The 25,770-nt window shown below is 69.7% G+C and carries 27 protein-coding genes; 15 read left to right on the top strand and 12 right to left on the bottom strand.

Annotated features, from left to right (window positions below; genetic code table 11):
- The first annotated feature begins 44 nt into the window (after positions 1–44).
- On the top strand, positions 45–1,097 hold the full coding sequence (locus AL346_RS05710) for an AbrB family transcriptional regulator (protein ID WP_019400208.1): 1,053 nt from the start codon (positions 45–47) through the stop codon (positions 1,095–1,097).
- A 134-nt stretch (positions 1,098–1,231) separates the two neighbouring features.
- Positions 1,232–1,561, top strand: a complete 330-nt coding sequence (locus AL346_RS05705; protein ID WP_156332696.1) for a hypothetical protein — start codon at positions 1,232–1,234, stop codon at positions 1,559–1,561.
- On the opposite strand, the gene AL346_RS05700 is transcribed toward AL346_RS05705, so the two are convergent.
- Both AL346_RS05700 and epmA read right to left on the bottom strand, forming a co-directional pair.
- The gene (locus AL346_RS05700; protein WP_019400210.1) at positions 1,549–2,622 is read right to left on the bottom strand and encodes a lysine-2,3-aminomutase-like protein; all 1,074 of its coding nucleotides are present in this window, start codon (positions 2,620–2,622) and stop codon (positions 1,549–1,551) included. The two genes, AL346_RS05705 and AL346_RS05700, sit on opposite strands and share 13 nt — an antisense overlap.
- Entirely contained in the window at positions 2,619–3,683 is a 1,065-nt protein-coding gene (epmA, locus tag AL346_RS05695) for an EF-P lysine aminoacylase EpmA (RefSeq protein WP_019400211.1), read from the bottom strand. Before epmA ends, AL346_RS05700 begins: the two co-directional genes overlap by 4 nt.
- 174 nt (positions 3,684–3,857) lie before the next feature.
- Here epmA and efp point away from each other — a divergent pair, with 174 nt between their 5' ends.
- Entirely contained in the window at positions 3,858–4,424 is a 567-nt protein-coding gene (gene efp / locus AL346_RS05690) for an elongation factor P (protein WP_019400212.1), read from the top strand.
- A 32-nt stretch (positions 4,425–4,456) separates the two neighbouring features.
- On the opposite strand, the gene AL346_RS25785 is transcribed toward efp, so the two are convergent.
- The 7 genes from AL346_RS25785 to AL346_RS05655 form a co-directional block, all read right to left on the bottom strand.
- Positions 4,457–4,762 (bottom strand): adenylate/guanylate cyclase domain-containing protein, encoded by a 306-nt coding sequence (locus AL346_RS25785; protein WP_053193375.1) that lies wholly within the window; start codon positions 4,760–4,762, stop codon positions 4,457–4,459.
- Positions 4,732–6,033, bottom strand: a complete 1,302-nt coding sequence (locus AL346_RS05680; RefSeq protein ID WP_053193372.1) for an adenylate/guanylate cyclase domain-containing protein — start codon at positions 6,031–6,033, stop codon at positions 4,732–4,734. Before AL346_RS05680 ends, AL346_RS25785 begins: the two co-directional genes overlap by 31 nt.
- 136 nt (positions 6,034–6,169) lie before the next feature.
- Positions 6,170–6,952 carry a MetQ/NlpA family ABC transporter substrate-binding protein gene (locus AL346_RS05675; RefSeq protein ID WP_019400214.1) on the bottom strand — a complete coding sequence of 261 codons (783 nt, stop codon included), beginning with the start codon at positions 6,950–6,952 and terminating at the stop codon, positions 6,170–6,172.
- A 40-nt stretch (positions 6,953–6,992) separates the two neighbouring features.
- The gene (locus AL346_RS05670) at positions 6,993–7,658 is read right to left on the bottom strand and encodes a methionine ABC transporter permease (RefSeq protein WP_019400215.1); all 666 of its coding nucleotides are present in this window, start codon (positions 7,656–7,658) and stop codon (positions 6,993–6,995) included.
- Positions 7,648–8,760: a methionine ABC transporter ATP-binding protein gene (locus AL346_RS05665; RefSeq protein ID WP_019400216.1), complete on the bottom strand. Its 1,113-nt coding sequence runs from the start codon at positions 8,758–8,760 to the stop codon at positions 7,648–7,650. Before AL346_RS05665 ends, AL346_RS05670 begins: the two co-directional genes overlap by 11 nt.
- 35 nt (positions 8,761–8,795) lie before the next feature.
- Positions 8,796–9,008 (bottom strand): hypothetical protein, encoded by a 213-nt coding sequence (locus AL346_RS05660; protein ID WP_019400217.1) that lies wholly within the window; start codon positions 9,006–9,008, stop codon positions 8,796–8,798.
- Positions 9,009–9,110: 102 nt separating this feature from the next.
- Entirely contained in the window at positions 9,111–9,917 is an 807-nt protein-coding gene (locus tag AL346_RS05655) for a MetQ/NlpA family ABC transporter substrate-binding protein (protein ID WP_019400218.1), read from the bottom strand.
- 517 nt (positions 9,918–10,434) lie between these two features.
- Here AL346_RS05655 and AL346_RS05650 point away from each other — a divergent pair.
- The 8 genes from AL346_RS05650 to cysN all read left to right on the top strand — a co-directional run bounded on the left by AL346_RS05650 (position 10,435) and on the right by cysN (position 18,335).
- Complete coding sequence (locus AL346_RS05650) at positions 10,435–10,617, top strand: hypothetical protein (protein ID WP_019400219.1); 183 nt, start codon at positions 10,435–10,437, stop codon at positions 10,615–10,617.
- Between the two features lie 85 nt (positions 10,618–10,702).
- Positions 10,703–12,133, top strand: a complete 1,431-nt coding sequence (gene cysG / locus AL346_RS05645) for a siroheme synthase CysG (protein ID WP_019400220.1) — start codon at positions 10,703–10,705, stop codon at positions 12,131–12,133.
- Positions 12,134–12,144: 11 nt separating this feature from the next.
- Positions 12,145–12,474 carry a DUF2849 domain-containing protein gene (locus tag AL346_RS05640; RefSeq protein WP_019400221.1) on the top strand — a complete coding sequence of 110 codons (330 nt, stop codon included), beginning with the start codon at positions 12,145–12,147 and terminating at the stop codon, positions 12,472–12,474.
- A gap of 28 nt (positions 12,475–12,502) precedes the next feature.
- Positions 12,503–14,164, top strand: coding sequence for a nitrite/sulfite reductase (locus AL346_RS05635; protein WP_019400222.1), 1,662 nt, complete (start codon positions 12,503–12,505; stop codon positions 14,162–14,164).
- Positions 14,151–14,903 carry a phosphoadenylyl-sulfate reductase gene (locus AL346_RS05630; RefSeq protein WP_019400223.1) on the top strand — a complete coding sequence of 251 codons (753 nt, stop codon included), beginning with the start codon at positions 14,151–14,153 and terminating at the stop codon, positions 14,901–14,903. Before AL346_RS05635 ends, AL346_RS05630 begins: the two co-directional genes overlap by 14 nt.
- Positions 14,903–15,427 carry a DUF934 domain-containing protein gene (locus tag AL346_RS05625; protein WP_019400224.1) on the top strand — a complete coding sequence of 175 codons (525 nt, stop codon included), beginning with the start codon at positions 14,903–14,905 and terminating at the stop codon, positions 15,425–15,427. The genes AL346_RS05630 and AL346_RS05625 overlap by 1 nt, the downstream gene beginning before the upstream one ends.
- 23 nt (positions 15,428–15,450) lie before the next feature.
- On the top strand, positions 15,451–16,416 hold the full coding sequence (cysD, locus tag AL346_RS05620) for a sulfate adenylyltransferase subunit CysD (protein WP_019400225.1): 966 nt from the start codon (positions 15,451–15,453) through the stop codon (positions 16,414–16,416).
- On the top strand, positions 16,416–18,335 hold the full coding sequence (gene cysN / locus AL346_RS05615; RefSeq protein WP_019400226.1) for a sulfate adenylyltransferase subunit CysN: 1,920 nt from the start codon (positions 16,416–16,418) through the stop codon (positions 18,333–18,335). The genes cysD and cysN overlap by 1 nt, the downstream gene beginning before the upstream one ends.
- Before the next feature lie 25 nt (positions 18,336–18,360).
- Here cysN and AL346_RS05610 read toward each other — a convergent pair whose 3' ends face one another.
- From AL346_RS05610 to AL346_RS05600, 3 genes are all read right to left on the bottom strand, one after another.
- The gene (locus tag AL346_RS05610) at positions 18,361–19,527 is read right to left on the bottom strand and encodes a hypothetical protein (protein WP_019400227.1); all 1,167 of its coding nucleotides are present in this window, start codon (positions 19,525–19,527) and stop codon (positions 18,361–18,363) included.
- A gap of 125 nt (positions 19,528–19,652) precedes the next feature.
- Complete coding sequence (locus AL346_RS05605; RefSeq protein WP_019400228.1) at positions 19,653–20,243, bottom strand: DUF1134 domain-containing protein; 591 nt, start codon at positions 20,241–20,243, stop codon at positions 19,653–19,655.
- Between the two features lie 207 nt (positions 20,244–20,450).
- Positions 20,451–21,302, bottom strand: a complete 852-nt coding sequence (locus AL346_RS05600; RefSeq protein WP_053193365.1) for a 3'(2'),5'-bisphosphate nucleotidase CysQ — start codon at positions 21,300–21,302, stop codon at positions 20,451–20,453.
- Between the two features lie 193 nt (positions 21,303–21,495).
- Here AL346_RS05600 and chpT point away from each other — a divergent pair, with 193 nt between their 5' ends.
- From chpT to AL346_RS05580, 4 genes are all read left to right on the top strand, one after another.
- Positions 21,496–22,143 (top strand): histidine phosphotransferase ChpT, encoded by a 648-nt coding sequence (gene chpT / locus AL346_RS05595; protein WP_019401591.1) that lies wholly within the window; start codon positions 21,496–21,498, stop codon positions 22,141–22,143.
- Between the two features lie 135 nt (positions 22,144–22,278).
- Entirely contained in the window at positions 22,279–24,831 is a 2,553-nt protein-coding gene (locus AL346_RS05590) for a hybrid sensor histidine kinase/response regulator (protein ID WP_019401590.1), read from the top strand.
- Positions 24,828–25,313 (top strand): chemotaxis protein CheW, encoded by a 486-nt coding sequence (locus tag AL346_RS05585; RefSeq protein WP_019401589.1) that lies wholly within the window; start codon positions 24,828–24,830, stop codon positions 25,311–25,313. The genes AL346_RS05590 and AL346_RS05585 overlap by 4 nt, the downstream gene beginning before the upstream one ends.
- A gap of 61 nt (positions 25,314–25,374) precedes the next feature.
- Complete coding sequence (locus AL346_RS05580; protein ID WP_019401588.1) at positions 25,375–25,740, top strand: PleD family two-component system response regulator; 366 nt, start codon at positions 25,375–25,377, stop codon at positions 25,738–25,740.
- Positions 25,741–25,770: the final 30 nt, after the last annotated feature.

Raw genomic sequence — 25,770 nt, 5'->3', positions numbered from 1 at the left:
TGCATTGAAGGGGCATCGCCGGAGACAGGGAGACGGACGGGCGGATGCTGCGCGATCGCGAGACGGTGCGAAACGGCCTTCGGCAGGTTGGCCAGATCCTCGTTGCGGCGGCCGGCGGCTTCGTTTTCCATCTCCTCGACGTTCCGGCCGCCTGGCTGTCCGGCTCCGTCGTCGCGGTCGGCCTGCTGTGCGCCGCCCACCGCGCGGTGCCGATGGCGCCCGGCCTCGCCGATGCGGCCATGCTGCTCGCGGGCACCTCCATGGGGGCGGCCGCGACGCCGGAAGCGATGGCCGCCTTCGCCCGCTATCCGGCGAGCCTCATGCTGCTGGCGCTGAGCGTCGCGGCCGTCGTCATCACATCCGGCCTGTGGCTGGTGCGGCTGTCGCGGTGGAACCGGCTCGATGCGCTGCTCGCCTCCATGCCGGGTGCATTGTCCACCGTCATGGCCGTCGCGGCCGACAGGAACGCCAGCGTCGGCCCCATCGCGGTCGTCCAGTCCTTCCGCCTCGCCGTCCTCGTCGTCGTCCTGCCGAGCGTGCTCTTCGCGCTCGAGGGCGGGCAGGGCGGCATCGTCTTCGGCGGCATGGCGATGAGTGCCCTGTCGCTCGGCGTGGTGCTCCTCCTCGGCTGGGGCGTCGGCGAGGTCCTGCGCCGGCTGCGCATGGCCGCGCCGCTGCTGCTCGGCGCCACGCTGGTCAGCGGCACGGCGCATGCGCTCTCCATCGTCGATGGGCTGATGCCGCCCAGCATCACCACCTTCGGCCTCGTGCTGCTCGGCTGTTTCATCGGTGCGCGCTTCCGCTCGGTCGACCGGCACGCGCTCGTCGCCAGCATGCCGGCCGCCTTCGCCTCCTTCGTCCTGTCCATCATCGTCGCCTCGGTCTTCGCCTTCGCGGCGGCGGGCCTCGCCCATGTGCCCTTCGGCACGGCACTGGTCGCCTTCGCGCCCGGCGGGCTCGAGGCGATGACGGTGCTCGCCCTCATCATGGGGCTTGATCCGATCTTCGTCGGGTCGCACCACCTCGCCCGCTTCCTCGGCATCGGCATCGCGCTGCCGATGATCGTCAGCTGGATGGGTCGCCGCCGGCGCGCGTGATCGCCCGCACACGGCAATCCACCTTCGCCTCCCGTTTCCTCGCCTGTCCCGATGCCGGTGTGGCCTCGCACGGCCGGTCTGGCACGGCGCGTGCTCAGTTCCCCCCAGATGTTTCATAAGGGGAGGCGCCGGTGATGAGTTCGGCCTCGACTTCGGCCCATGAGCGCGGCCGCCCGGCTGGCCGGCGCAAGCGGATGCGCAGGGGCACGCTGGTCTGTTCCATCCTGCACCTGTGCGCCGAGACGCGGCGGCGTATCGCCGACTATGATCCGCGGCTGTGGTCCGTCATCTCGGTCAAGGACGGCCATGCCTTTCCCGTTACGGCGCTTGAGGATTCCGCCCTGTGCGCTGCCGCGCCGGACCTCGCGTTCGTGCTCGGCCACGCCCGCCAGGCCGGCTTCCGCTACGTGGTTCTGAGTGAGGACGGCGCGGCCATTCCGGCCCTGCCGCTTTACCCTTCCTGATCCGTCCCGGGCGGGTAGCTGTGCGTGCCGCCGTTGGGGTCGCTGATGGTGAACCGTTCTGCGTCAGGGGATGTCTCGATATAGGACGGGCCGACCGGCACCTTGCCGTGGCCGCCGGGGATGTCGAGCACATAGGTGGGCTGGCACAGGCCCGACCAGCGTCCGCGCAGGGTCCGCATCAGGGCCTGCCCCTCGCCAATGCCCGTCCGGAAATGGCCGGTGCCCGGCGCGAGATCGCCGTGGTGCAGGTAATAGGGCTTGATGCGGTTCTCGACGAAGCGGCGCATCAGCGCCCCGAGAACGGCGGGATCGTCATTGACGCCGGCGAGCAGCACCGTCTGGCTGAGCAGCACGATGCCGGCATCCGCCAGCCGCGCGAGGGCCTGGCATGCCTCCTCGCCCAGTTCGCGCGGGTGGTTGGCGTGGACGACGACATAGGTCGCCTTGCCCGACGCCTTGAGGGCTTCAACCAGTGCATCGTCGATGCGGCCGGGCTCCACCACGGGCACCCGGCTGTGGAAGCGCACCACCTTGACGTGATCGATGCCCGCCAGCGCCTGCATCACCTCGCCCAGGCGGCGGGGTGAGGCGACGAGCGGGTCGCCGCCGGTCAGGATGACCTCCCAGATCGCCTCGGTGTCGCGGATATAGGCGAGGGCCGCGGCGAGCGCGTCGCCCGAGAGCGTGCCGTGGCCGGAGGGGCCCACCATCTCGCGGCGGAAGCAGAAGCGGCAATAGACCGGGCAGACGTGCACGAGCTTCAGGAGCACCCGGTCGGGATAGCGGTGGACGATGCCCTCGATGGGGCTGTGGGCATCGTCGCCGATGGGATCGGCCCTCTCCTCGGGGCTTGTGACGAGCTCGGCCGCATCGGGCACGAACTGGCGGGCGATGGGATCGTCGGGGTCGTCCGCGTCGATCAGCCCCGCCACGGTCGGCGTGATGGAGACGGCATAGCGCGCGGCGACGGCCTCGAGCGCTTCGAGCTTCTCCGGGGGCGCAAGACCGGCGTCGACGAGTTGCCGGGCCCGCGTGAGCGGGCGCCTGAACGGAGCGGTCATGGCCGGCTCTCCTCTTCGCGCGGCATCGGTGTCCAGATGACGTCCTCGATGCGCCGAGCGCCGGCGAGCAGCATCACCAGCCGGTCGAAGCCGAGCGCGCAGCCGCTCGCTGCCGGCATCAGGGCAAGCGCGGCAAGGAACTCCTCGTCGATGGGGTAGCTCTCGCCGTAGATGCGCTCCTTCTCGGCCATGTCGGCCTCGAAGCGCCGGCGCTGCTCGTGTGGGTCCGTCAGCTCGCTGAAGGCATTGGCGAGCTCGACGCCGCAGGCATAGAGCTCGAAGCGCTCGGCAAGGCGTGGGTCGTCCGGCTTGCGGCGGGCCAGCGCCGCTTCGCTCGCCGGATAGTCGGTGAGGAGGGTGGGCCGGCCGCAGCCGAGCCCGGGCTCGATGCGCTCGGACAGGATGCGGCTGAAGATGTCCGACCAGGTGTCGTCGGTGGCGGTGCGGATGCCGCGCTCGCCGGCAAGCGCCGCGAGCCGGTCGCGGTCGTTGTCCGCCCCGTCCGGCCCGAGGGTCGGGGCAAGATCGATGTCGGCATGGCGCGCGAAGGCCTCGACGACGGTGAGTTCCTCGGGCTTCGCGAAGGGGTCCGCCTCGCGGCCGCGGAAGGCGAGGCGCGTGGCGCCCGCCGCCTCGGCGGCGCGCGGCAGGAGGCGGGCGCAGTCCGCCATCATGGCGCGATAGTCGGTTTCGGCCCGGTACCATTCGAGCATGGTGAACTCGGGATGGTGCAGGTCGCTGCGCTCGCGGTTGCGGAAGACGCGGGCGAAGTCGAAGATCCGCGTCTCCCCCGCCGCCAGCAGCTTCTTGCAGGCGAATTCCGGCGAGGTGTGCAGATAGAGCGGGCGCGGCACGCCATCGGCGCCGAGAAGGGCGCTGGCGAAGGCGTGCAGGTGCGTCTCGTTACCCGGCGAGACCTGCAGGATGCCGCTTTCGACCTCGGTGAAGCCCTCGTCGACAAACAGGCGGCGCAGGGCCTCCTTCACACGCCCGCGCGTGAGCAGCAGCGGCCGGCGATCGGCATGGAAATGGGGGCGCCACCAGGCGGTCGTGTTCGGCATGGCGGGACTTCTAGCGCGGCTGGACGAGCGTGAGAAGCCGCGCGGCGGGGAGGAAGCGAAAAGCGGTTCCCACTTTTCGCTCCGATGCTCTATGGTGCGCGCCGACGTTTCACGGGCCGGCCGGATATTGGAGCCGGGGCTGCCCAAGGACAAGCGACAACAGAGGTTACATCAGTGAAGGTCATCGCCAGCTCCGTGCGCAAGGGCAACATTCTCGAGGTGGACGGTCAGCTCTACGTCGTCCTTTCGGCCGAGAGCTTCTTTCCCGGCAAGGGCACGCCCACCACGCAGATCGACATGCGCCGCCTGTCCGACGGCACCAAGACGAGCCAGCGCTACAAGACGACCGAGCAGGTCGAGCGCGCCTATGTCGAGGATCGCGAGCACACCTATCTCTATCAGGATGGCGACAACTACATTTTCATGAACCCGGAGACGTACGACCAGTTGCCCGTGTCGGGCGACGTCATCGGTGATCAGGCCGTCTACCTGCAGGAAGGCATGGCCTGCATGCTCTCCATCTACGAGGGCAACGCGGTCGCCATCGACCTGCCGCAGCGCGTGACGCTCGAGGTCGTCGAGACGGAGCCGACGGTGAAGGGCCAGACCGCCTCGTCCTCCTACAAGCCGGCCATCCTGTCGAACGGCGTGCGCACCATGGTGCCCCCGCACATCGGCACCGGCACTCGCATCGTCATCATGACGGCCGACGGCTCCTACGTGGAACGCGCCAAGGACTGACGGGCGCGAGATCCGGCAATTGGGCCCGCCGCTCAGGCGGCGGGCACCGCCGGGTGCATTCGCGGCAGCGACCAGGTATCGGTCGGCCGGCTGTGTCCGCGCAGTGTCATGGCGCCCACGTGGACGAGGCCGGAGAGCAGGCCCGTATCGCCGCTGCAGGCCTTCAGCGCCGCCGCCCGCGTTTCCGTGCTCAGCACGATGGCGGCATCGATTTCCTTGCTCAGGCTCTGCAGCCGGCTCGCCACGTTTACCGTGTCGCCGATGACGGTCACCGACCGCGTCGTCTCCGAGCCGATGTCGCCGAGCATCACCTCGCCCGTATGCAGGCCGATGCCCATGTCGAGCGGCGCCTCCCCCGCGTGCGCCGCCGCTCGTTGATGCCGGCGAGCGCCTCCTGCATCTCGCGCGCGCAGGCGATCGCGCGCAGCGCATCGTCGGGCGAGGGCTCGGGCATGCCGAACACCGCCATGAGGCCGTCGCCGAGATAGCGGTCGAGCGTCCCCTCGTGGCGGAAGACGATATCCGTCATGGTGGCGTGGAAATCCCTGAGGAGGGCGATGGTCGCCTCGGGCCCCTCCGCCTCCGACAGGCGGGTGAAATTGCGCAGATCGCAGAACAGGACCGTGGCCGGCTGGCGGTGCGGCTTCTCGAAGGGGCGGCCGAGCCGGGCGATGAGATCGACTATGTTGGGCGAGAAGTGCTTGGAGAGATTGACCCGCTCGGCGATCGAGCGGCGGCTTTCCGTGATCGCGGCATAGAGCACGAGATGCGTCTCCACGATGGAGACGAGGTACAGCTGCACGAGAAGCAGCGCCACGGTCTCGCGGCGCAGGCCCTGCTGCGTCTCATAGATGTTGTCCACCACCACGGTCACGGCGATGAAGGCGCCGGACAGGACGATGGCCGTGAAGGCGCGCGGCTTCGTGGTCAGTGCCGCCGCGGCGAGTGTCGGCCCGAACAGGAGCAGCATCGCCGCGTTCTCGACATCGGGCGTGAAGTCGACGAGCCAGGCGGTTATGGCGGCGACGATGAGCGCCAGCCAGCAGGCGAGGCTGACGAGTGATGGCCGGCCGAACTCCTCGCGGCCGTTCCAGGCCATCAGCAGCGGCGTGACGAGCACGGTCCCGGCAAGGTCCGAGATGAACCAGGTCATGAAGCGCGGCGGCAGGTCGACGAGGCGCTCTGTGCCCGGGAAGGCGCCGGTCAGGTAGAGGACGAGAACGCCGATCAGGGCCGCGACGGCGGAGATGACGAGGCAGCCGGCAATGAGGAAGACGACCATGTCCCGCGTGCGGCCGAACATGTCGGCGGCACCGCCGGCGAGGCGGCAGGCATGGCGGGCGGCGAGGGCGCCGACGATCGTCGCCCCGACAAGGAGGAGCTCGGCGGCGAGGCGCAGCGGCTCCGCGTAGGCGTTGGCGACCGTTGCCGCGCCGCCGATGGCCACCGGCAGGAGGCCGGCCGGCCCGTGCCGGAGGACGAGGAACAGTGCGATGCCGATGGCCGGCCAGACCGGCACGATGCCGTCGGCGCCGCCGGCGAACATCTGCGCGTAGTACGCCAGCACGAAATAGGCGAGCGACCAGGCCAGGACCCGCGCGATCGACAAGTGTTGCCTCCCCATTGCCTTCCTGCGGCAGGATAGAGCCCCCGGCGCACGGTGCAACGCCTGCGCCTTCGAGGGCGCCAGACAAAAAAGCCCCGGCCAGGGGCCGGGGCAAGGCTCGGGAGGAAAAGACAGGCGCTTACCAGCTCGGCAGGACGGCGCCCTTGAAGGTCTCCTCGACGAAGGTCTTCACCTCCGGCGAGTGATAGGATTCGAGCAGCGTCTTCACCCAGGGCTTGTCCTTGTCGGCGCTGCGCACGGCGATCAGGTTGACGTAGGGACCCTTGGCGTCCTCGCGCAGGATGGCATCCTGCGGCGTGAGGCCGGCCGAGACGGCATAGTTCGTGTTGACCGCCGCGGCGGCGACGTCGTCCAGCGAGCGCGGCGTCTGGGCGGCGTCGACCTCAAGGAACTTCAGCTTCTTCGGATTCTCGACGATGTCGGCGACGGTGGGCTTGAAGCCGACGCCGTCCTTCAGCTTGATGACGCCCTTGTCCTGCAGGAGGAGGAGCGAGCGCCCGCCGTTCGTCGGGTCGTTCTGGATGGCGATGGTGGCGCCGTCCGGCACCTCGTCCCACGACTTGTGCTTCTTCGAGTAGATGCCGAGCGGGAAGTTCACCGTGAGGCCGACGCTCTCGATCTTGAAGCCGCGGTCGGCCACCTGGTTGTCGAGATAGGGCTGGTTCTGGAACGAGTTGGCCTGCAGCTCGCCGGCGTCGAGCGCGGTGTTCGGCACGACATAGTCCGAGAACTCGATGATCTCGATGTCGAGGCCCTTCTTGGCGGCGACGGGCTTCACCGCCTCGAGGATCTGGGCGTGCGGGCCGGGCGTCACGCCGATCTTGATCGTCTCCGCCTGGGCGGAGGCCGCGCCGAGGCCGATGGCGGCGGCAAGGGCGGCGGTGAGAATGCGGATGGACATAAGGAATAACCCCCAGTGGTGTGGAACTGCGGAAACGAGATCAGGCGTGGCGCAGGCGCTTGTTGAGCCTGAGCGCCAGGCGATCACCGAGGCTCTGCACGCCCTGCACGAGGACGATGAGCACGATGACGACGGCCGCCATCACCTCGGGCATGAAGCGCTGGTAACCGTAGCGGATGCCGAGGTCGCCCAGCCCGCCGCCGCCGACGACGCCGACGATGGCCGAGTAGCCGATGAGGCTGACGATGGCGAGGGTGAGGCCCAGCACGATGCCGGGCAGCGCCTCGGGCACGAGCACCTTGGCGACGATCTGCAGGGGCGAGGCGCCCATGGCGCGAGCCGCCTCGATAAGCCCTTGGTCGACCTCCCGCACCGCCGCCTCGATCAGGCGGGCGATGAAGGGCGTCGCCGCCACCGTCAGCGGCACGATGGCCGCCGTGGTGCCGATCGAGGTGCCGGCGACGAGGCGCGTGAAGGGAATGATGGCGACGACGAGGATGATGAAGGGCGTCGAGCGCGTGGCATTGACGATGAAGCCGAGCGCCCCGTTGAGCCACGGCGCCGACAATAGCTCGCCGCGGCGGCTCGTGGCGAGGAAGACGCCGAGCGGCAGGCCGAAAAGCGTGCCGAGCGCCGTCGCGACGAGCACCATGTAGAGCGTGTCGGCGGTCGCCTGCAGGATGAGACGGGCGATTTCAGGCGACATGGCCGAGCACCTCCGTATCGAGATCGCGCTCCTTGAGGAAGGCGAGCGCCTTGTCGAGCGACGTGCCGTCGTTCGGCAGCCCGACGATGAGCGTGCCGAACGGACGGCCGGCGATGGAATCGACCGCGCCGCCGAGGATGTTGACGTCGATGCCGAGCTCGCGCGTCACCTGCGACAGCACGGGATGGGTGGCGAAGGGGCCGCGGAAGACGATGCGCACGACCACCTGTCCGCCGGGGATCGGCTCGGCCTGGATCTGGTCGGCGACGAAGGCCGGCAACTCGCGTCCGGATTCGGCGGCGAGGAAGCTCCGCGTCGTCTCGTGCTGCGGCCGGGTGAACAGGTCGAAGACGTCGCCCTGCTCGACGATGCGGCCGGCATCGAGCACCGCGACGCGCTGCGCGATCGCGCGGATCACCGCCATCTCGTGGGTGATGAGCAGGATGGTGAGGCCGAGCTCGCGGTTGATGGTGCCGAGGAGGTCGAGGATCGAGCGCGTCGTCTCGGGATCGAGCGCGGAGGTCGCCTCGTCGGACAGGAGCACCTTGGGCTGCGTGGCGAGCGCGCGGGCGATGCCGACGCGCTGCTTCTGCCCGCCGGAGAGCTCGGCCGGATAGCGCCCGCGCTTGTCGGCGAGGCCGACGAGATCGAGCAGCGGCGTGACCCGCGCCTTGATCGTCGCGGCGTCGGTGCCCGCGATCTCGAGCGGCAGGGCGACGTTGTCGAAGACCGTGCGCGACGACAGGAGGTTGAAGTGCTGGAACACCATCCCGATCGAGCGGCGCACGGAGCGCAGCGCGCCCTCGCCGAGCCCGGCAACGTCCGTGCCGTCGACGATGACGCGCCCGGCGGTGGGCTTCTCGAGCCCGTTGACGAGGCGGATCAGCGTCGACTTGCCGGCGCCGGAGCGGCCGATGACGCCGACGACGGAGCTGCGCGGCACGGCAAGGTCGATGCCGGCGAGCGCATGCACGGCGGCCGAACTCTTGCGCGCCGGGAAGGACTTGGCGACCCCCTCGAAGCGGATGATGGCATCCTCCGCCTCGTCGCTCGCGGGGATCGCCGCGTCGGCGGCGATGGGGGAATGGGCGTTCACGGTCATTCTCTTTTCCGGGGGCGTGCGGTGGCCTTGCGGCCTTATGCCGTCATTCGGCCGCGGGCGCGAGCCCCCCGTTGATCATCCTTCAGCGCGAGACGGGCGGCGCGCTGGGCCGTCCACGGGTCGGCGAAGATGCGGCCTTCGAGCGGCTCGTAGGCGCGCGCCGTGGCGTGGAAGCGGAACCGCTCCCCCTCGCGCGCCAGGATGCCGGCCGCCTCGCCGCCCACCTCGATGATGTAGGCGTGGAACATGGCGTTCTCCCGGGGCGTGGTGCATGCGAGCGGCGGGACCGCAGCCCCTCTCCCAACGTTGCGCGGAGAGGGACGGTCCGGCTCGGCGAGGATCGCCCGGCCTCACCAGGCCGGCAGCACCGCGCCCTTGAAGCGCTCGGCGAGGAAGTCGGCCACCTCCTTGGACTGGTAGGCGGCGACCAGCTTGGCGACGAAGGGCTTGTCCTTGTCGGCGGCGCGCACGGCGACGAAGTTGCCGTAAGGATTGTCCGTGCGGCTCTCCTGCACCAGCGCGTCGTCGGTGGGGTTCAAGCCGGCGCCGAGCGCGTAGTTGGTGTTGATGACCGCGCCGTCGAGGTCCGGCAGCTGCTTCGGCAGGAGGGCGGCGTCGGTCTCGACGAAGCTCACCTTCTTCGGGTTCTCGGCGATGTCGAGCGGCGTCGCCGTCAGGCCCGTGCCGTCCTTGAGCTTGATGAGGCCGTTGCCGGCGAGGAGGTGCAGCGCACGGCCGCCGTTGCTCGGATCGTTGGGGATGCCGATCTTGGCGCCCTCGGGCAGGGCGGCGAATTCCTTGTGCTTTGCGGAATAGAAGCCGATCGGCTCGACGATGGTGTAGCCGGCCGGCACGATCTTGTAGCCGCGGGCGGCGATCTGCGCATCGAGATAAGGCTTGTGCTGGAAGGCGTTGGCGTCGATGTCGCCGCGGTCGAGCGCCTCGTTGGGCAGCGTGTAGTCCGAGAAGGCGATGATCTCGATGGTCAGGCCGTCCTTGGCCGCGACCTTGCTGGCGACCTCCGCGATCTCCTCCTCGTCGCCGCCGATGACGCCGAGCTTGATGGTCTCGGCGGCGGCGAGGGCTGTGGAGCCAAGGAGGAGGCCGGCTGCGACGAGCGCCCCGAAGGCGCGGCGGTCGAGAGCGAAACGGGTCATGATTGTCCTCGTGCGTTGTCCGTGCCGGTCTCGCCAAAGCCGGCGAGGCACCCGAAATGTCACGGATGAGCGGATCGGCTGAGAAGGCGCGATTCCGGCTGATGAAAGAAGGGTAGTGTCAGAAAACGGCCGCACCGGGCCGGCTGCGGAAGGGTCCGTCAGCCCATCATGGAGCGACAACACATTCGCCGGCAGGGCCGGTGTGTCGCTTCGTCATGGAACTTCGCCAGGGGCGTCATCGTCATCTCCGATCCTCGAGCCACGAAGACCGTTCGTGGCGCTTTAGCGTTTGGTGACGCGGCGCAAGCTGCATGGGTCAAATCACCGCGGTGCGACCGCACGGGCGGCCGGCACGGGGCGCACTATCGGTCTGGCCGATCGGCCTGTCAATCGAAAAATTCCGCTAAACCGGACGATTTGTGCCTTTCTAAGAAACATACCACTTATAATTTCAGTGAAATTATCCTATTCACGAGAGACGGAAAGAATTGTACGATCGAACAAATATCGGATTGGGATGTGGAATATCGTGCTCTCGCCCGAACAGCTCTCGCTGCTCCGTCATGCGGCCATCGTCCTGGGCGCCTGGCTCGCCTTCCTGCTGCTGGCCTATTGGGCGCCGCGGCCGGGTGGCGATGGTCATGCTGCCATGGGCCTGGGTCCGGCGGCTGCAGCCCAGGCCATCTCGCAACGAGATTAATAACATATCAGTTTTGTATTTTTAATCCAATTATCACGTGGTACTGTGTTTAAAGATCAAATTCACGCAACTTGACGGTGAATTCGTGAGCGGCCTGCGCTATTTTCCGATCTCCTATGATGTCGGCGACCGGCTGGTCGTGATTGTCGGCGGCGGAGACGAGGCTTTCGCCAAGCTGCGGCTGCTCGGACGGTCGCAGGCGCGGCTGCGGCTCGTCGCGCCGGCGCTGGAACCGGCCCTTGCCGCGTTCGTTGAAACGAACGGCATCGATCACCGCGCCCGCGATCTCGCCGCCGAAGATCTCGCCGAGGCGGCGCTCGTCTTCATCGGCACGGGAGACGAGGGCGAGGACGCCCGGCTCGCCGCGCACGCCCGCGCCGCCGGCGTGCCGGTCAACGTGGTCGACCGGCCGCATCTGTCGGATTTCGCCGTGCCGGCCATCGTCGATCGGGCCCCCGTCGCCGTCGCCATCTCGACGGACGGGCTTGCCCCCGTCCTCGCCCAGCGCATCCGCGCCGCCGTCGAGGCGATGCTGGCGCCGGAATTCGGCCGGCTCGGCGAGCTCGCCCGCTCCCTGCGCACCGCCGTGACGGCGGCCATTCCCACCAACAGCGCGCGCCTCAGGTTCTGGAACCGCCTGTTCGACGGCCCGGCCGGGCGGCTCGCGCTCGCCGGCGACCTCGGCGGGGCACGCCGGGCCGCGCTCACGGCCCTGTCCGCCAGTGCCGGGGAAGACGGCGTCGTCTGGCTCATCGGCGCCGGCCCCGGCTCCGCCGATCTCCTGACCCTCCGGGCGCAGCGCCTGCTGCTCGAGGCCGACGTCATCGTCCATGACGGGCTCGTGCCGCAGGAGGTGGTCGATATGGGCCGCCGCGATGCCGAGCGCATCGCCGTCGGCAAGGCCAAGGGGCGCCATTCCATTTCACAGTCGGAGATCGATGGCCTCATCGTGCGCCTCGCCCGCCAGGGCAAGCGGGTAGCGCGCCTCAAGGCGGGCGATCCGCTCGTCTTCGGCCGGGCCGGCGAGGAGCTCGCCGCGCTCAGAGCCGCCGGCATCCGCGCCGAGGTGGTGCCCGGCGTCACCGCCGCGCTCGCGGCCGCCGCCGATGCGCAGGCCTCGCTGACGCTGCGCGGCGTCGCCTCTTCGCTCACCTTCGCCACCGGCCACGGCGCCGAGGGCGGCGAGCCGGCCGGCTGGCCGGCCATCGCCGCTGCCGGCGGCACCGTCGCCGTCTACATGGGGCGCACGGTGGCTGAGGAGACGCAGGCGCGTTTCCTCGCCGCCGGCGTCGCGCCGGACACGCCGGTCGTCGTCGTGGAGAACGCCGGGCGGGTGACGCGCCGGCTGCTCGCCGGCACGCTCGCCGACCTGCCGGCGCTGTCGGCGCGGGCCGACGTTGACGGCCCCGTCCTCATTCTCGTCGGCCCCGCGCTCGCCCAGGGCGATCTTGAGGCGGCCGAACCCATCGCCGAACCGATCCCCCGCAGGCAGCCGGCGCTCGCCGGCGCCGCCTGAAGGAGAGCCTGATGAAGAAGGATGCCAAGGGCGCCGGTCCCAAGGTCGTGACCGCCAATGCCCTCGACAGCGGCCTCGTCGTCTTCCGCACGGCGGACGGGCGCTGGTCGACCGACATCGCCGAGGCCGAGGTGGCCGAGACGAAGGAAGCGGCGGATGCCCTGCTCGCCCTGGGCGAGGCGGACGGCGCCCGTAACCTCGTCGTCGACGTCTATCTCGTCGCCATGACCGAGGCCGACGACGGCCGGCTCGTGCCGGTGCTGCTGCGCGAGGCCATCCGCGCCGCGCGGCGCCCCACCATCGTCATGCCGGGCGAAGATCCGTCCGTCATCGCCGCCTGAACCCCGCGCATCCGGAGACGACAGTCCCATGTACCGCTACGACGAATTCGACCGGCAGTTCGTGGCCGAGCGCGTGGAGGAATTCCGCGACCAGGTGACGCGCCGCCTCTCGGGCGAGCTGACGGAAGACGAGTTCAAGCCGCTCCGGCTGATGAACGGCGTCTATCTGCAGCTGCACGCCTACATGCTGCGCATCGCCATTCCCTACGGCACGCTGAATTCCCGCAAGCTCCGGCGGCTCGCCCATATCGCGCGGCGCTACGACCGCGGCTTCGGCCATTTCACGACGCGGCAGAACCTGCAGTTCAACTGGATCAAGCTCGAAGAGGTGCCGGAGATCCTCAAGGAGCTCGCGGAGGTCGAGATGCACGCCATCCAGACCTCGGGCAACTGCATCCGCAACGTCTCGGCGGACCATTTCGCCGGCGCGGCCGCGGACGAGATCGCCGATCCGCGCGTCTATGCCGAGATCCTCCGGCAGTGGTCGTCGCTGCACCCGGAGTTCACCTTCCTGCCGCGCAAGTTCAAGATCGCCGTCGTGGCGGCGGAGGCGGACCGCGCCGCCATCCAGGTGCACGACATCGGCCTGCAGGTGAAGCGGAACGAGGCCGGCGAGACCGGCTTTGCCGTCTGGGTCGGCGGCGGCCTCGGCCGCACGCCGATGATCGGCCGCAAGGTGCGCGACTTCCTGCCCGAGGCGGAGCTGCTCAGCTATTGCGAGGCGATCCTGCGCGTCTACAACATGCACGGCCGGCGCGACAACAAGTACAAGGCGCGTCTCAAGATCCTCGTGCACGAGACGGGCGTCGACGAGATCGCGCGCGACATCGAGACCGAATACGAGGACATCCGCGCCCGCGGCGCCCTGACGATGCCGCAGGAGGAGATCGCCCGCATCCGCGCCTATTTCGCGCCGCCGGCCTTCGCGGAACTGTCCGCGCGCTCGTCCGCCTTCGAGGCGGCGAAGGCGGACAGCCGCAGCTTCGCCCGTTTCGTCGAGCGCAACGTGGCCCCGCACAGGGTGCCGGGCTACGGCATCGTCACCATTTCGCTGAAGGCCATCGGTGCCCCGCCCGGGGATGCGACGGCGGAGCAGATGGAGCTGATCGCCGACCTCGCCGAGCGCTACAGCTTCGACGAGGTGCGTGTCAGCCACGAGCAGAACCTCGTGCTGCCGCATGTCAGGCTCGACGACATCCCGGCCGTCCATGCGGCGCTCGCCGAGGCCGACCTCGCGACGCCGAACGCCGGGCTCGTCACCGACATCATCGCCTGCCCCGGGCTCGACTACTGCGCGCTGGCGAACGCCCGCTCCATCCCGGTGGCGCAGCGCATCGCCGAGCGCTTCGCCGACATCGAGCGGCAGAAGCAGATCGGCGACCTCAAGATCAAGATCTCCGGCTGCATCAACGCCTGCGGCCACCACCACGTCGGCCACATCGGCATCCTCGGCGTCGACCGCAAGGGCGAGGAGTTCTACCAGATCACGCTCGGCGGCTCGGGCGACGAGACCTGCTCGATCGGCGAGATCGTCGGCAAGGGCTTCTCGTCGGAGGAGGTCGTCGGCGCGGTGGAAACCATCGTCGAGACCTATCTCAGGCTGCGCGAGGGACCGCAGGAGACCTTCCTCGCCGCCTTCCGCCGGCTCGGCGAGACCCCGTTCCGGGAGGCGCTCTATGCCGACGCTTGAGGAGCTGGCGCCCGGCAGTGCCCCGCCCGCGCTCGCCGCGCGGGCGAGCGAGCTCGAGGCCGCCCATGGCGACCTCGGCGCGCTCGCCATCATGCGCCTCGCCATCCGCAAGCTCTTCCCGGAGCGCATCACGCTCGTGTCGAGCTTCGGCGCCGAATCGGCTGTGCTGCTGCACATGGCGGCGACCATCGACCGCGACCTGCCGGTGACCTTCGTCGATACCGGCCGGCTGTTCCCGGAGACGCTCGCCTACCGCGACGAACTCGTCGATCTCCTCGGCCTCACCGACGTGCGCACCGTCGGGCCCGATGCGGCCGCGATGGAGCGGCTCGACCCCTATGGCGCCATGTTCGCCATCGACGCGGACGAGTGCTGCCGGCTGCGCAAGGTCGAGCCCCTGGCGCGCGCGATCGCGCCGTTCGAGGCCTGGATCACGGGCCGCAAGCGCTACCAGGCCGCGACGCGCACGGCGATGCCGGTCTTCGAGGCCGATGCGACGCATATCAAGGTCACGCCGCTCGCCGCCTGGGGCATGGAGGAGGTGCGGGCCTATCTCCGGGCGCACGACCTGCCGGTCCATCCGCTCGTCGGCCGCGGCTATCCCTCGATCGGCTGCGCGCCCTGCACCACGCCGGTCGCCGCGGGGGAGGATCCGCGCGCCGGACGCTGGCGCGGCTCGGCCAAGATCGAATGCGGCATCCACGTCTCCAAGGCGGGTGTCGAGAGGAGGAGCGCCTGATGGCCCTCTACAGGAACGGTTCCTTCGTCGCGGACGATCCCTGGCGCATCCTCGGCGCGGACGAGGCCCTGCCGGCCGAGGGGCCGGTGGCGCTGCCCAAGGCGCGCTTCCTCGCCGAACGTGACGGGCTCGCCGGGCGCAATGCGCCGCTCGGCGTCGTCATCGAGGCGGGGGAGGGGCTCGACGGGCTGGAGGACGACATCGACCGCCTGTCGCTCGTCGTCCTGACCTTCCCGAAATACACCGACGGGCGCAACTACTCGACGGCGCGCATCCTGCGCGAGCGCTTCGGCTATCGCGGCGAGTTGCGCGCCGCCGGCAACGTGCTGCGCGACCAGCTGCGCTTCATGCTGCGCTGCGGCTTCGATGCGCTCGAGATCACGCACGAAGGCACGATCGCGGCGCTCAGTGACGGCCGCATCAATCTCGTCTCCCTGCATTACCAGCCAGCGAGCCGCGACGAGGCCGCCCCGCCGGTTGCCGGCGGGCATCCCTGGCGCCGCAGCTCCGCCGGCCGGCTCTGATTTCGCGAAAGACGTCAACGACCATGTATCGCTCCGACGCCGCCGCTCTCTCCGTCCTCGAACCGGCCCGGGCCGAGGCTCCCCGCCTTGGCCTCGCGCCGCATCTTGCCCGCCTCGAGGCGGAGGCGATCCACATCATGCGGGAGGTGGCGGCCGAGTTCCGCAACCCGGTGATGCTCTATTCGATCGGCAAGGACTCGTCGGTGATGCTGCACATCGCCCGCAAGGCCTTCTTCCCGGGCAAGCCGCCGTTCCCGCTGATGCATGTCGACACGACGTGGAAGTTCCGCGAGATGATCGCCTTCCGCGACCAGACGGCGCGCGAGCTCGGCTGGGAGCTGATCGTTCATGTCAATCCGGAGGGCAAGGCGCGCGGCATCGATCCGTTCCGCTCCGGCTCGTCCCTGCACACCCAGGTGATGAAGACGGAAAGCCTGAAGCAGGCGCTCGACAAGTACGGCTTCGACGCCGCCTTCGGCGGGGCGCGGCGCGACGAGGAGAAGAGCCGCGCCAAGGAGCGCATCTTCTCCCACCGCAACGCCCAGCACGGCTGGGAGCCGCGCAGCCAGCGGCCGGAGCTGTGGAATCTCTTCAACACCCGCATCAACCCGGGTGAATCGATGCGCGTCTTCCCGCTGTCCAACTGGACCGAGCGGGACGTGTGGCACTACATCCTCGCGGAGAACATTCCCGTCGTGCCGCTCTATTTCGCCAAGGAGCGGCCGGTGGTGGAGCGCGACGGCGCGCTCATCATGGTCGACGACGAGCGCATGCCGCTTCATCCCGGCGAGAAGCCCGAACTGCGCAAGGTCCGCTTCCGCACGCTCGGCTGCTATCCGCTGACCGGCGCCGTCGAATCCGATGCCGAGACGCTGGAGGCGATCGTCGACGAGCTGATGGCCTCGCGCGCGTCCGAGCGGCAGGGTCGCGTCATCGACCGGGACGACAAGGCCTCCATGGAGCGCAAGAAGCGCGAGGGGTATTTCTGATGAACGCCGTCGCAACGCTCGCCCGCCCCGCGCCCTTGCCGGCTGCGCCCGCGCGCGGCCTCCTGCGCTTCCTCACCTGCGGCTCGGTGGACGACGGCAAGTCGACGCTGATCGGGCGGCTGCTGCACGAGACGGGCGCCATCTTCGAGGACCAGTTCGCGGCACTTGAGAAGGATTCGCGCCGCCACGGCACGACCGGCGGCGACATCGACTTCGCGCTGCTCGTCGACGGGCTCGAGGCCGAGCGCGAGCAGGGCATCACCATCGATGTCGCCTACCGCTATTTCTCGACGCCGCGCCGCTCCTTCATCGTCGCCGATACGCCCGGCCACGAGCAGTACACGCGCAACATGGCGACCGGCGCCTCGAACGCCGAGCTCGCCATCATCCTCATCGACGCCCGCAAGGGCGTCCTGACGCAGACGAAGCGCCACAGCGTCATCGCGGCGCTCACCGGCATCCGGCACGTCATCCTCGCCGTCAACAAGATCGACCTCGTCGGCTTCGACGAGAAGCGCTTCGACGCCATCGTCGCCGACTACGCCGCCTTCGCCGGCAAGCTCGGCTTTTCGTCCATCGTGCCGATCCCGGTCTCGGCGCGCTTCGGCGACAACATCGCCGCGCCGAGCGCCAACACCCCCTGGTACGACGGCCCGACGCTCGTCGGCCATCTCGAGGAGGTGGAGGTCGAGGCGGCGCGCACGGACGGGCCGCTGCGCTTTCCCGTGCAATGGGTCAACCGGCCGAACCTCGACTTCCGCGGCTTCTCGGGCACGCTCGCCGGTGGCGTCGTGCGCGTCGGCGACGAGGTGGTGGCCGCCTCCTCCGGCAAGACGAGCCGCGTGACGCGCATCGTCACCTTTAACGGCGACCGGGAGACGGCCCGCGCCGGCGATGCCGTGACGCTGGTGCTTGCCGACGAGATCGACGCCCCGCGCGGCGAGGTGCTGGCCGACCCGAAGGCGCGGCCGGCGGTCGCCTCCCGCCTCGCCGCCCGGCTCGTGTGGATGAGCGAGGACACGCTGGCGCCGGGCCGGTCCTATCTCATGAAGCTCGGCACGCGCACCGTGCCGGCCACCGTCCGGGCGATCCGCAACGCCATCGACGTCGAGACCTTCGACGAGCGCGAGGCGGGCGGTCTCGCCCTCAACGGCATCGGCGTCGTCGAGATCGACACCGTGACGCCGGTGGCCTTCGACCCCTATGACGAGAACCGCGCCACGGGCGCTTTCGTCCTCATCGACCGGTTCACCAACGCCACCGTCGCGGCGGGCATGGCGGTCGAGGCCCTCGGGGCGACGAACGTGCACCGCCACGGCTTCGACGTCGACCGGGCGGCACGCGCGGGTCTCAAGCACCAGCGCCCGCTTGCCGTCTGGTTTACCGGCCTGCCGGGGTCGGGCAAGTCGACCATCGCCAATCTGGTGGAGCGCAAGCTGCACGCCCTCGGCCGTCACACGACGGTGCTCGACGGGGACGACCTGCGCCAGGGGCTCAATGCCGATCTCGGCTTCGACCTTGCGAGCCGCGCCGAGAACGTGCGCCGGGCAGGCGAGGTGGCGCGGCTGATGCTGGATGCCGGCCTCGTCGTGCTCTGCGCCTTCGTCTCGCCCGTGCGGGCGGACCGGGAGCGGCTGCGCGAGCGCTTCGCGCCGGGCGAGTTCGTCGAGGTCTTCGTCGATACGCCGGCGGAGGTCTGCGCCGCGCGCGATCCCAAGGGGCTTTACGCGAAGGCGCAGGACGGCAAGATCGCGACCTTCACCGGCGTCGGCCAAGGCTACGAGCCGCCGCTGTCGCCGGACTTGCTGCTCGATGCGGCCGCGGCCGATGCGGAGGCGCTCGCGGAGCGGGTCGTCGCCTTCATCGAGCCGCGCATCACGGGCGCGAGCCTGACGGCGGAGGATTCGGCGGCGCTGTGAGCGTCGCCGGCCCGCGGGAGCGGCCTTACGCCGTCTGCCGGGCGACCGGCTTCTTCTCCTCGTCCGCCCGGTCGGGTTCCGGCTGCGGAGCCGCCATGATCGCATCGGCCAGCTGGTCGATGCGCTGCAGCAGCGAGGCATCATCGCCGGCCTCGGCCGGCAGCTTGCGAATGTCGCGCTGCAGGCGGTTGAGCTCCCGCTGCAGGCGGGCACGGTCGGCGCGGGCCTGCTGCAACGCCCCTTCGAGCGACAGTTTCTCGGCGCGCATCAGTTCGACCTCCTCTTCCAGGGCGCGGGCCGTCGACCGCTCCCTCTCGTCAGTCGCCGCCGCCTCGGCCCGGAGCTTCGCGATGAGATCGCGCGCACGGGCCAGATCCGCATCGCGCTCGGCGACAACGGTCTCGCGCCGCGACGCGGCGGCCGAGGCCTCGGTCAGGCGTGCGGCATAATCGACCTCGCTCGCCTCCAGCACCTCGATGCGCGTCGCCTGCTCGCGGCGCATGTCGTCGAGCGAACGGATGCGGGCCGACAGCACCTCCTCGTGCGTGCGCGCGCTCTCCAGCAGCTTGTCGCGCTCGGCAAGGCCGGCCTGCGCGGCGGCGAGATCGGCCCGCGTGGCGGCGAGCACCTGTTCGAGGTCGGCGATGCGGTCGACGTGGTTGGCGAGCTGGGTCTCGAGCCCCGCGACGGCGATGCGCTTCGTATCGATGTCGATCAGCGCGTCCTTGTGGGCCGTCTCGAGCACACGGTAGGCCTCGTCGCGGGCGCCGAGCCTGTCGGTCGTCTCCTTGAGGGCCGCCTCGAGCCGCGCCCCTTCCGCGCGCGTCGCCTCGAGCGTGGCGAGGGTTTCGGCGAGGCGGCTTTCGAGATCGCCGATGGTGGCGATGAGGGTCGCGCCTTCGTCCTCGAGCTGCTTCAGCTCCGCCGTTCGCCGGCCGATGTCCGCGAGCGCCGACGCATGCCGGTCCCGCGCCCGTTCGAGCTGCTGCTCGAGACGGCGCAGCGCGACGGCGAACTCGGCCCGCAGGTGGTCCTTCTCGGCCGTCAGCTCCGCGATCGAGAGGGGAAACTGCGCCTCGAGCCGGCGGCGGATCAGGCGCTCGGCGCGGCGGTTGACGGCGGGAAGCACGACGATCGCCAGGAGCGTGGCCGCGAGGAACCCGAGCGCGAAGATCATCAGCGCTTCGATCACGGCCCCGCTTCCCCTTCACGCCCGTTGCAGCCGGCCGGCCCCGAGCCGGCTTTTCATGAAAATGGCACGCCTTGACCGGTCTTTCCAGTCAAGGGCCCGTCATTCGAATCGCTCCGGCTGAACGCTCAGAAGGGATTCCAGGTCGCCTCCGGCGTGAACTTCAGGTAGCCGAGGTTGAGGCCGAGGCGGGCGCCGACGCCGGTGCGGATCGGCACGATGGTGATGCCATTGGCGTTCAGCGCCGTCATGCCGAAGCCGGCGACCAGATAGGCCGAGCCGTTGACGCCTGCGAAGCGCTGGAACAGCGAGTTCACCGTCGGCAGGTTGTAGACGAGCATCATGGTGCGCGCGCCGTCGCCGCCGAAGTCGAAGCCGACCGAGGGGCCCTGCCAGTAAACGCGCTGGTCGCCGGCGTTGCGCGTGTAGAGCACGCCCTCGCCGTAGCGCAGGCCGCCGACGAAGGCGCCCGAGGCCTCCTGGCCGACGATGTAGCCGTTGGGCTCGCCCCAGCGGCGCACGGCCTCCTCGATCGTCAGCGCGAGCCCGCGCGAGACGTTGCCGAAGGCCTTATGGCCCGATTGGACGAGTTCCTGGGGGGAGAACGTGTCCTGCTGTGCCGGCGCGCCCTGGGCGAGGGCGACACCGGGCGCGACGAGAAGGAGCGCCGCGACGATCGTCATGGCGGCACGCCAGGCCGCTTTCCAGCTGGCTCGCATCAGCAATACTCCATGCACTAAAGCCCGCCCGCTCCCCATCATGGAACACAAATCGTTAACGAGATTGCTAAACGGAAGCGGAAAGCTGCTCATTTCCCGGAAATAACCGCCCGCGGCAGCCTACCCGGAGGCGGTGCCGCAGCGAATCGCGGCGGGACGTTCTGCGTCAAAAATGTCAGGGCGAAGGCGGGCGCAGGCGGCGCCCGCTCAGGTCCGGCCGCCGACTGCGGCGGCGAGCAGCGCCGTGTCGCGGGCGAGGGCCGGATCGCCCCAGGCGATGAACGGGCCGTTGGCGAAGCCGTCCGTCATGTCGCCATAGGTGACACGCGTGCCGTCCGGCGTCGTCACCAAGCCGCCCGCCGCGCTGACCAGGGCGTCGCCCGCCGCGACGTCCCACTGCATGGTCCGCCCGAAGCGCGGATAGACGTCCGCCTCGCCCGCAGCGACGAGGCAGAACTTGAGGGCCGAGGAGGCATTGCGCCGCTCGCGCGGGGCAAGGGCGGCGAGGAAGCGGTCCGTTTCCGGATCGCCGTGGCGGGCGCTGGCGAGCGCCGTCAGCGCCTTGCGGGAGGCCGGCCGGGTGCGGATGGGCCGCAGGCCATCCCGCGCCGGCGGCGGGCCGCCGGCCGGCGCGATCGTCGCGTAGGCGGCTGCGCCGCCGATCCAGAACCGGCCGTCGGCGGGCGTGTGGATGACGCCGGCGATCGGGCGGCCCGCGACGATGGCGGCGATGTTGACCGTGAATTCCGACCCGCCGGCCACGAAATCACGCGTGCCGTCGAGCGGGTCGACGAGGAAGAAGGCCTCTTCCCGGCCGACCGGCGCCGCCGTATCGGCGCTCTCTTCCGAGATCACGCGCACCTGCGGGAAGGCGCGGGCCAGCGCGGCGGCGATGAACGCCTCCGCCGCCATATCGGCATCCGAGCAGGGGCTGCCGTCCTCCTTCGTGCGGGTGGCGAAGCCTTTGGCACGGCTTTCGAGGATCCTTGCGCCGGCGCCGTGGGCGATGGCGGCGAGGGTGATGGCGAGGGCGTCGGCGTCGGGAGAAAAGGGCGGCATCAGGGGCGCTGGGTCGTGACGGAACGAGGGCGGTTGTGCGCAAAACGGCAACGAATTGCAAGCAGCGCACCGGGTGCGATGCTCGGTGGTCTCGGGGCTTCCTGCCCCGCGCGAAGCAGTGTATCACCGAAAATCGTTCGCGCCCCGTTCCGGGGTGCATTCACCTCGCGTTAGCCCCTTCCGCGGAGCCGCCATGACCGCCGTTACGCTCGATGCGCTCGATCTCGCCGCTCTCCTGTGCAGCCGCGTGTGCCACGACGTCATCAGTCCGGTGGGGGCCATCGTCAACGGGCTCGAGGTGCTCGAGGACGAGAACGACACCTCGATGCAGGAATTCGCGCTCGACCTCATCAAGAAGAGCGCCCGGCAGGCCTCGGCCCGCCTCCAGTTCGCGCGCCTCGCCTTCGGCGCGGCCGGCTCCGCCGGGGCCTCGATCGATCTCGGCGATGCCGAGAACGTCGCCAAGGGCTTCATCCAGGACGACAAGGTCTCCCTCGTCTGGAACGTGCCGCGTCTGCTGCTGCCGAAGAACAAGGTCAAGCTGCTGCTCAACCTCATCCTCCTCGCCACCAATGCGATCCCGCGCGGCGGCTCCATCACGGTCGATGCCGAGGTGGACGGCGACGATGCGCGCTTCACCATCGCAGCCAAGGGCGTGAGCGCGCGCATTCCGACCCATGCGGAGCAGCTTCTGGCCGGCAAGGCGGAAGGCGGCAGCGTCGACGCGCATGCGATCCAGCCGTTCTACACCGGGCTCGTGGCGCGGGCGGCTGGCATGGATGCGCGCTTCTCGCTCGAGGACGACACGGTGCTGATCAAGGCCGGCCCGGTGGCTGGCTGAGCACCTGCGCGCCATCCGTGCAGGATGGCGCGGGATTTCAACCTAACTTAAACTCTTACCCCTGACACTGCCCGTCGGATCGCAGAGGCGCGGGCGGCCATCATCGGCCGCGCGCGCACTTTTCGGGTGTGCGTCATGGATGAACTGCTGCGCGAGTTCCTGACGGAGACGAGCGAGTATCTCGACACCGTCGACGTGGAACTCGTGCGCTTTGAGCGCAACCCGAACGACAGCGCCATCCTGCGCAACATCTTCCGCCTCGTTCACACCATCAAGGGCACCTGCGGCTTCCTGGGCCTGCCGCGGCTCGAGGCGCTCGCCCACGCCGCAGAAACGCTGATGGGGCGCTTCCGCGACGGCGAGCAGGCGGTCACGAGCCGCGACGTCACGCTGATTCTGGCCACGATCGACCGGATCAAGCACATCATCACCGAGCTCGAGCGCACGTCGGTGGAGCCGCCGGGCCGCGACGACGACCTCATCCTTCCGCTCGAACGCTCCAGCGGCGGCCCCGGGCGGCGCGGCATCGATCCCGCCATCCTGGCCGCCTTCGACCAGCCCGAGGCGCAGCCTCCCGGCGAGGAGCGACCGGCGCCGTCGCCGCAGGGCGCAGGCGCCGCCGAAGGTGCGGACGCCGCGGCCGGCACACGGCAGCAGACCATCCGCGTGGCGGTGAACACGCTCGAGCACCTGATGACGATGGTCTCGGAGCTGGTGCTGACCCGCAACCAGCTGCTCGACATCGCCCGCCGCCAGGAGGACAACACCTTCAACGTGCCGTTGCAGCGCCTGTCGCACGTGACGGCCGAGCTGCAGGAGAGCGTCATGAAGACGCGCATGCAGCCCATCGGCAGCGCCTGGCAGAAGCTGCCGCGGCTCGTGCGCGACCTCTCGTCCGAGCTCGGCAAGCCGATCGACCTCGTGATGCGCGGCGCCGATACGGAGCTCGACCGCCAGGTGCTCGAAGTCATCAAGGATCCGCTGACGCACATGGTGCGCAACGCGGCCGACCACGGGCTCGAAAGCCTTGCCGAGCGGCGGGCGCTCGGCAAGCCGGAGCGCGGCACCATCCGCCTCGGCGCCTATCACGAGGGTGGCACGATCACCATCGAGATCGCCGACGACGGGCGCGGCCTCGACCTCGCCGCCATCAGGGCCAAGGCGATCGCCCGCGGCCTCGCGCCGGCGGCCGAGGTGGAGCGCATGAGCGAGGCGCAGGTCGCCAAGTTCATCTTTCATCCCGGCTTCTCGACCGCCGAGGCGGTGACGGCCGTGTCGGGGCGCGGCGTCGGCATGGATGTGGTCAAGACCAACATCGAGCTCATCGGCGGCGTCATCGACATCCATTCCGAGCCCGGGCGCGGCACGGTCTTCACGGTGAAGATCCCGCTGACGCTCGCCATCATCGCGGCGCTCATCGTCAGCGTCGGCGACCAGCGCTTCGCCATTCCGCAGATGGCGGTGCTCGAACTGGTGCGCGTGCGCCCCGGCTCCGAGCAGCGCATCGAGACCGTCAACGGCGCGCCCGTGCTCAGGCTGCGCGAGCGGCTCCTGCCGGTGATGTCCCTCGCGCGCCTGCTCGGCCGCGCCGAGGTGAAGGAGGATGACGACGGCTTCATCGTCGTCATCCAGGTCGGGCGGCAGCGCTTCGGCCTTCTCGTCGACGCCGTCTTCCACACGGAGGAGATCGTGGTCAAGCCGATGTCGCGCAAGCTGCGGCATCTGCAGGTGTTCTCCGGCAATACCATCCTCGGCGACGGGGCCGTGGTCCTCATCATCGATCCCAACGGCGTCTCGCGCATCCTCGGCGCGCAAGGCGTCGATGCGGCGGCCTTTGCCGATGCCCTGGCGGAAATGGAGGAGGAGCGGGAAGAGGAGATCGAGGCCACGGCGCTCCTCGTCTTCCGGGCCGGCGGGCCGGGGCAGAAGGCGGTGCAGCTGTCCCTCGTCACGCGGCTCGAGGAGATTGATGCGACCCGGATCGAGTGGATCGGCGACCGCCCGTTCGTGCAGTACCGGGGCCGGCTGATGCCGCTCGTCACCGCGCACGAGCGCCTGGTGATCCGCAAGGAGGGCATGCAGCCCATCCTCGTCTTCTCCGATGCCGAACGCGCCATGGGGCTGATCGTCGACGAGATCGTCGACATCGTCGACGAGCGGCTCACCATCGACCCGGTGCCCCAGCGGCCGGACCTGGTCGGCTCGGCCGTCGTGCGCGGGCAGGCGACCGAACTCATCAACGTCGCGTATTTCCTGCCGCTCGCGCACGAGGACTGGCTGCGCCGGGCGGCGGTGCCCAACGCGCCGGTGCGCACCGTGCTGCTCGTCGACGATTCCGACTTCTTCCGCGGCATGCTGGCCCCGGTCCTCAGGGCGGCCGGCTATCGCCTGGCGCTTGCCGGCAGCGTTGACGAAGCCCTCGACGTGCTCGCCTCGCAACGCGTCATCGACGTCGTGGTGAGCGACATCGAAATGCCCGGAAAGACGGGCTTCGATCTCATCGAGAGCATGCGCATCGACCAGCGCACGCGGCATCTGCCGGTGATCGCGCTGTCCTCCTATATCAGCCCGGCCATCGTCGAGCGGGCGAGACGCTACAGCGGCGTGGAATTCGTGGCGAAGTTCGACCGCGGCGGTCTTCTCGCCGCGCTCGCGGCGAGCATCGACGGCTATGGAGCGGCGGCATGAGCGCGATCGATCCCGCCATCAGCGCCAGCGCCGTCGACGACGGCATCCAATACGTCACGGTAACCGTCGGGGAGCAGCTGTTCGGCATCCCCATCGCACGGGTGCGCGACGTGTTCGTCGTCGGCGGGCTGACGCCCGTTCCGCTCGCACCGCCCGAGGTCCGGGGGCTCGTGAATCTCAGGGGCCGCGTCGTCACCGCGGTGTGCATGCGCCGGCGCCTCGGCCTGCCGGCACGGGAGCGGACGGTGGGCACCGTGATGGCCGTCGGCCTGGAGCAGGGCGACGAGAGCTTCGGCCTGATCGTCGACGGGGTGGGGGAGGTGCTGCGGGTGCCGGCCGACACGCGCGAACCCAGGCCGCCTCATCTCGACGGCCGCTGGGCATCCCTCGCGTCGCACATCCACAGGCTGCACGACCGCCTTCTCGTCGTGCTCGATGTGGATGCGGTGCTTTCCTTCGACGGTGATGGAGGGGGCAATTGATCTTTGTCCCGCGCGGCGCCATGGCCGGCTATGATCGAGCGTTGACTGGGAGTCTCGCAACATGAAGCATTGTCTTGTCGTCGATGACTCGGCGGTCATTCGCAAGGTGGCACGCCGCATCCTCGAGGCGCTCGCCTTCGAGGTGAGCGAGGCCGAGGATGGCGCCCAGGCCCTCGCCAAATGCCAGGAGGCGATGCCCGAGGCGGTGCTGCTCGACTGGAACATGCCGGTGATGGACGGCTACGAGTTCCTGAAGGCGCTGCGCCAGCTGCCCGGCGGCGACAGGCCGAAGGTCATCTTCTGCACCACCGAGAACGACGTCGCCCATATCGCCAAGGCCCTGCAGGCCGGCGCGGACGAATACATCATGAAGCCCTTCGACAAGGACATCGTGGAAGCGAAGTTCCAGGAGGTCGGGCTGGTCTGAGGCGCTGCGCGCGGGCGGCGGGAACGGCTG

The organism is Chelatococcus sp. CO-6, assembly GCF_001271345.1.
Classification (GTDB): domain Bacteria; phylum Pseudomonadota; class Alphaproteobacteria; order Rhizobiales; family Beijerinckiaceae; genus Chelatococcus_A; species Chelatococcus_A caeni.
Note: the sequence above shows the minus strand (reverse complement) of the source record. Positions and strands in the feature narration are given on the sequence as shown.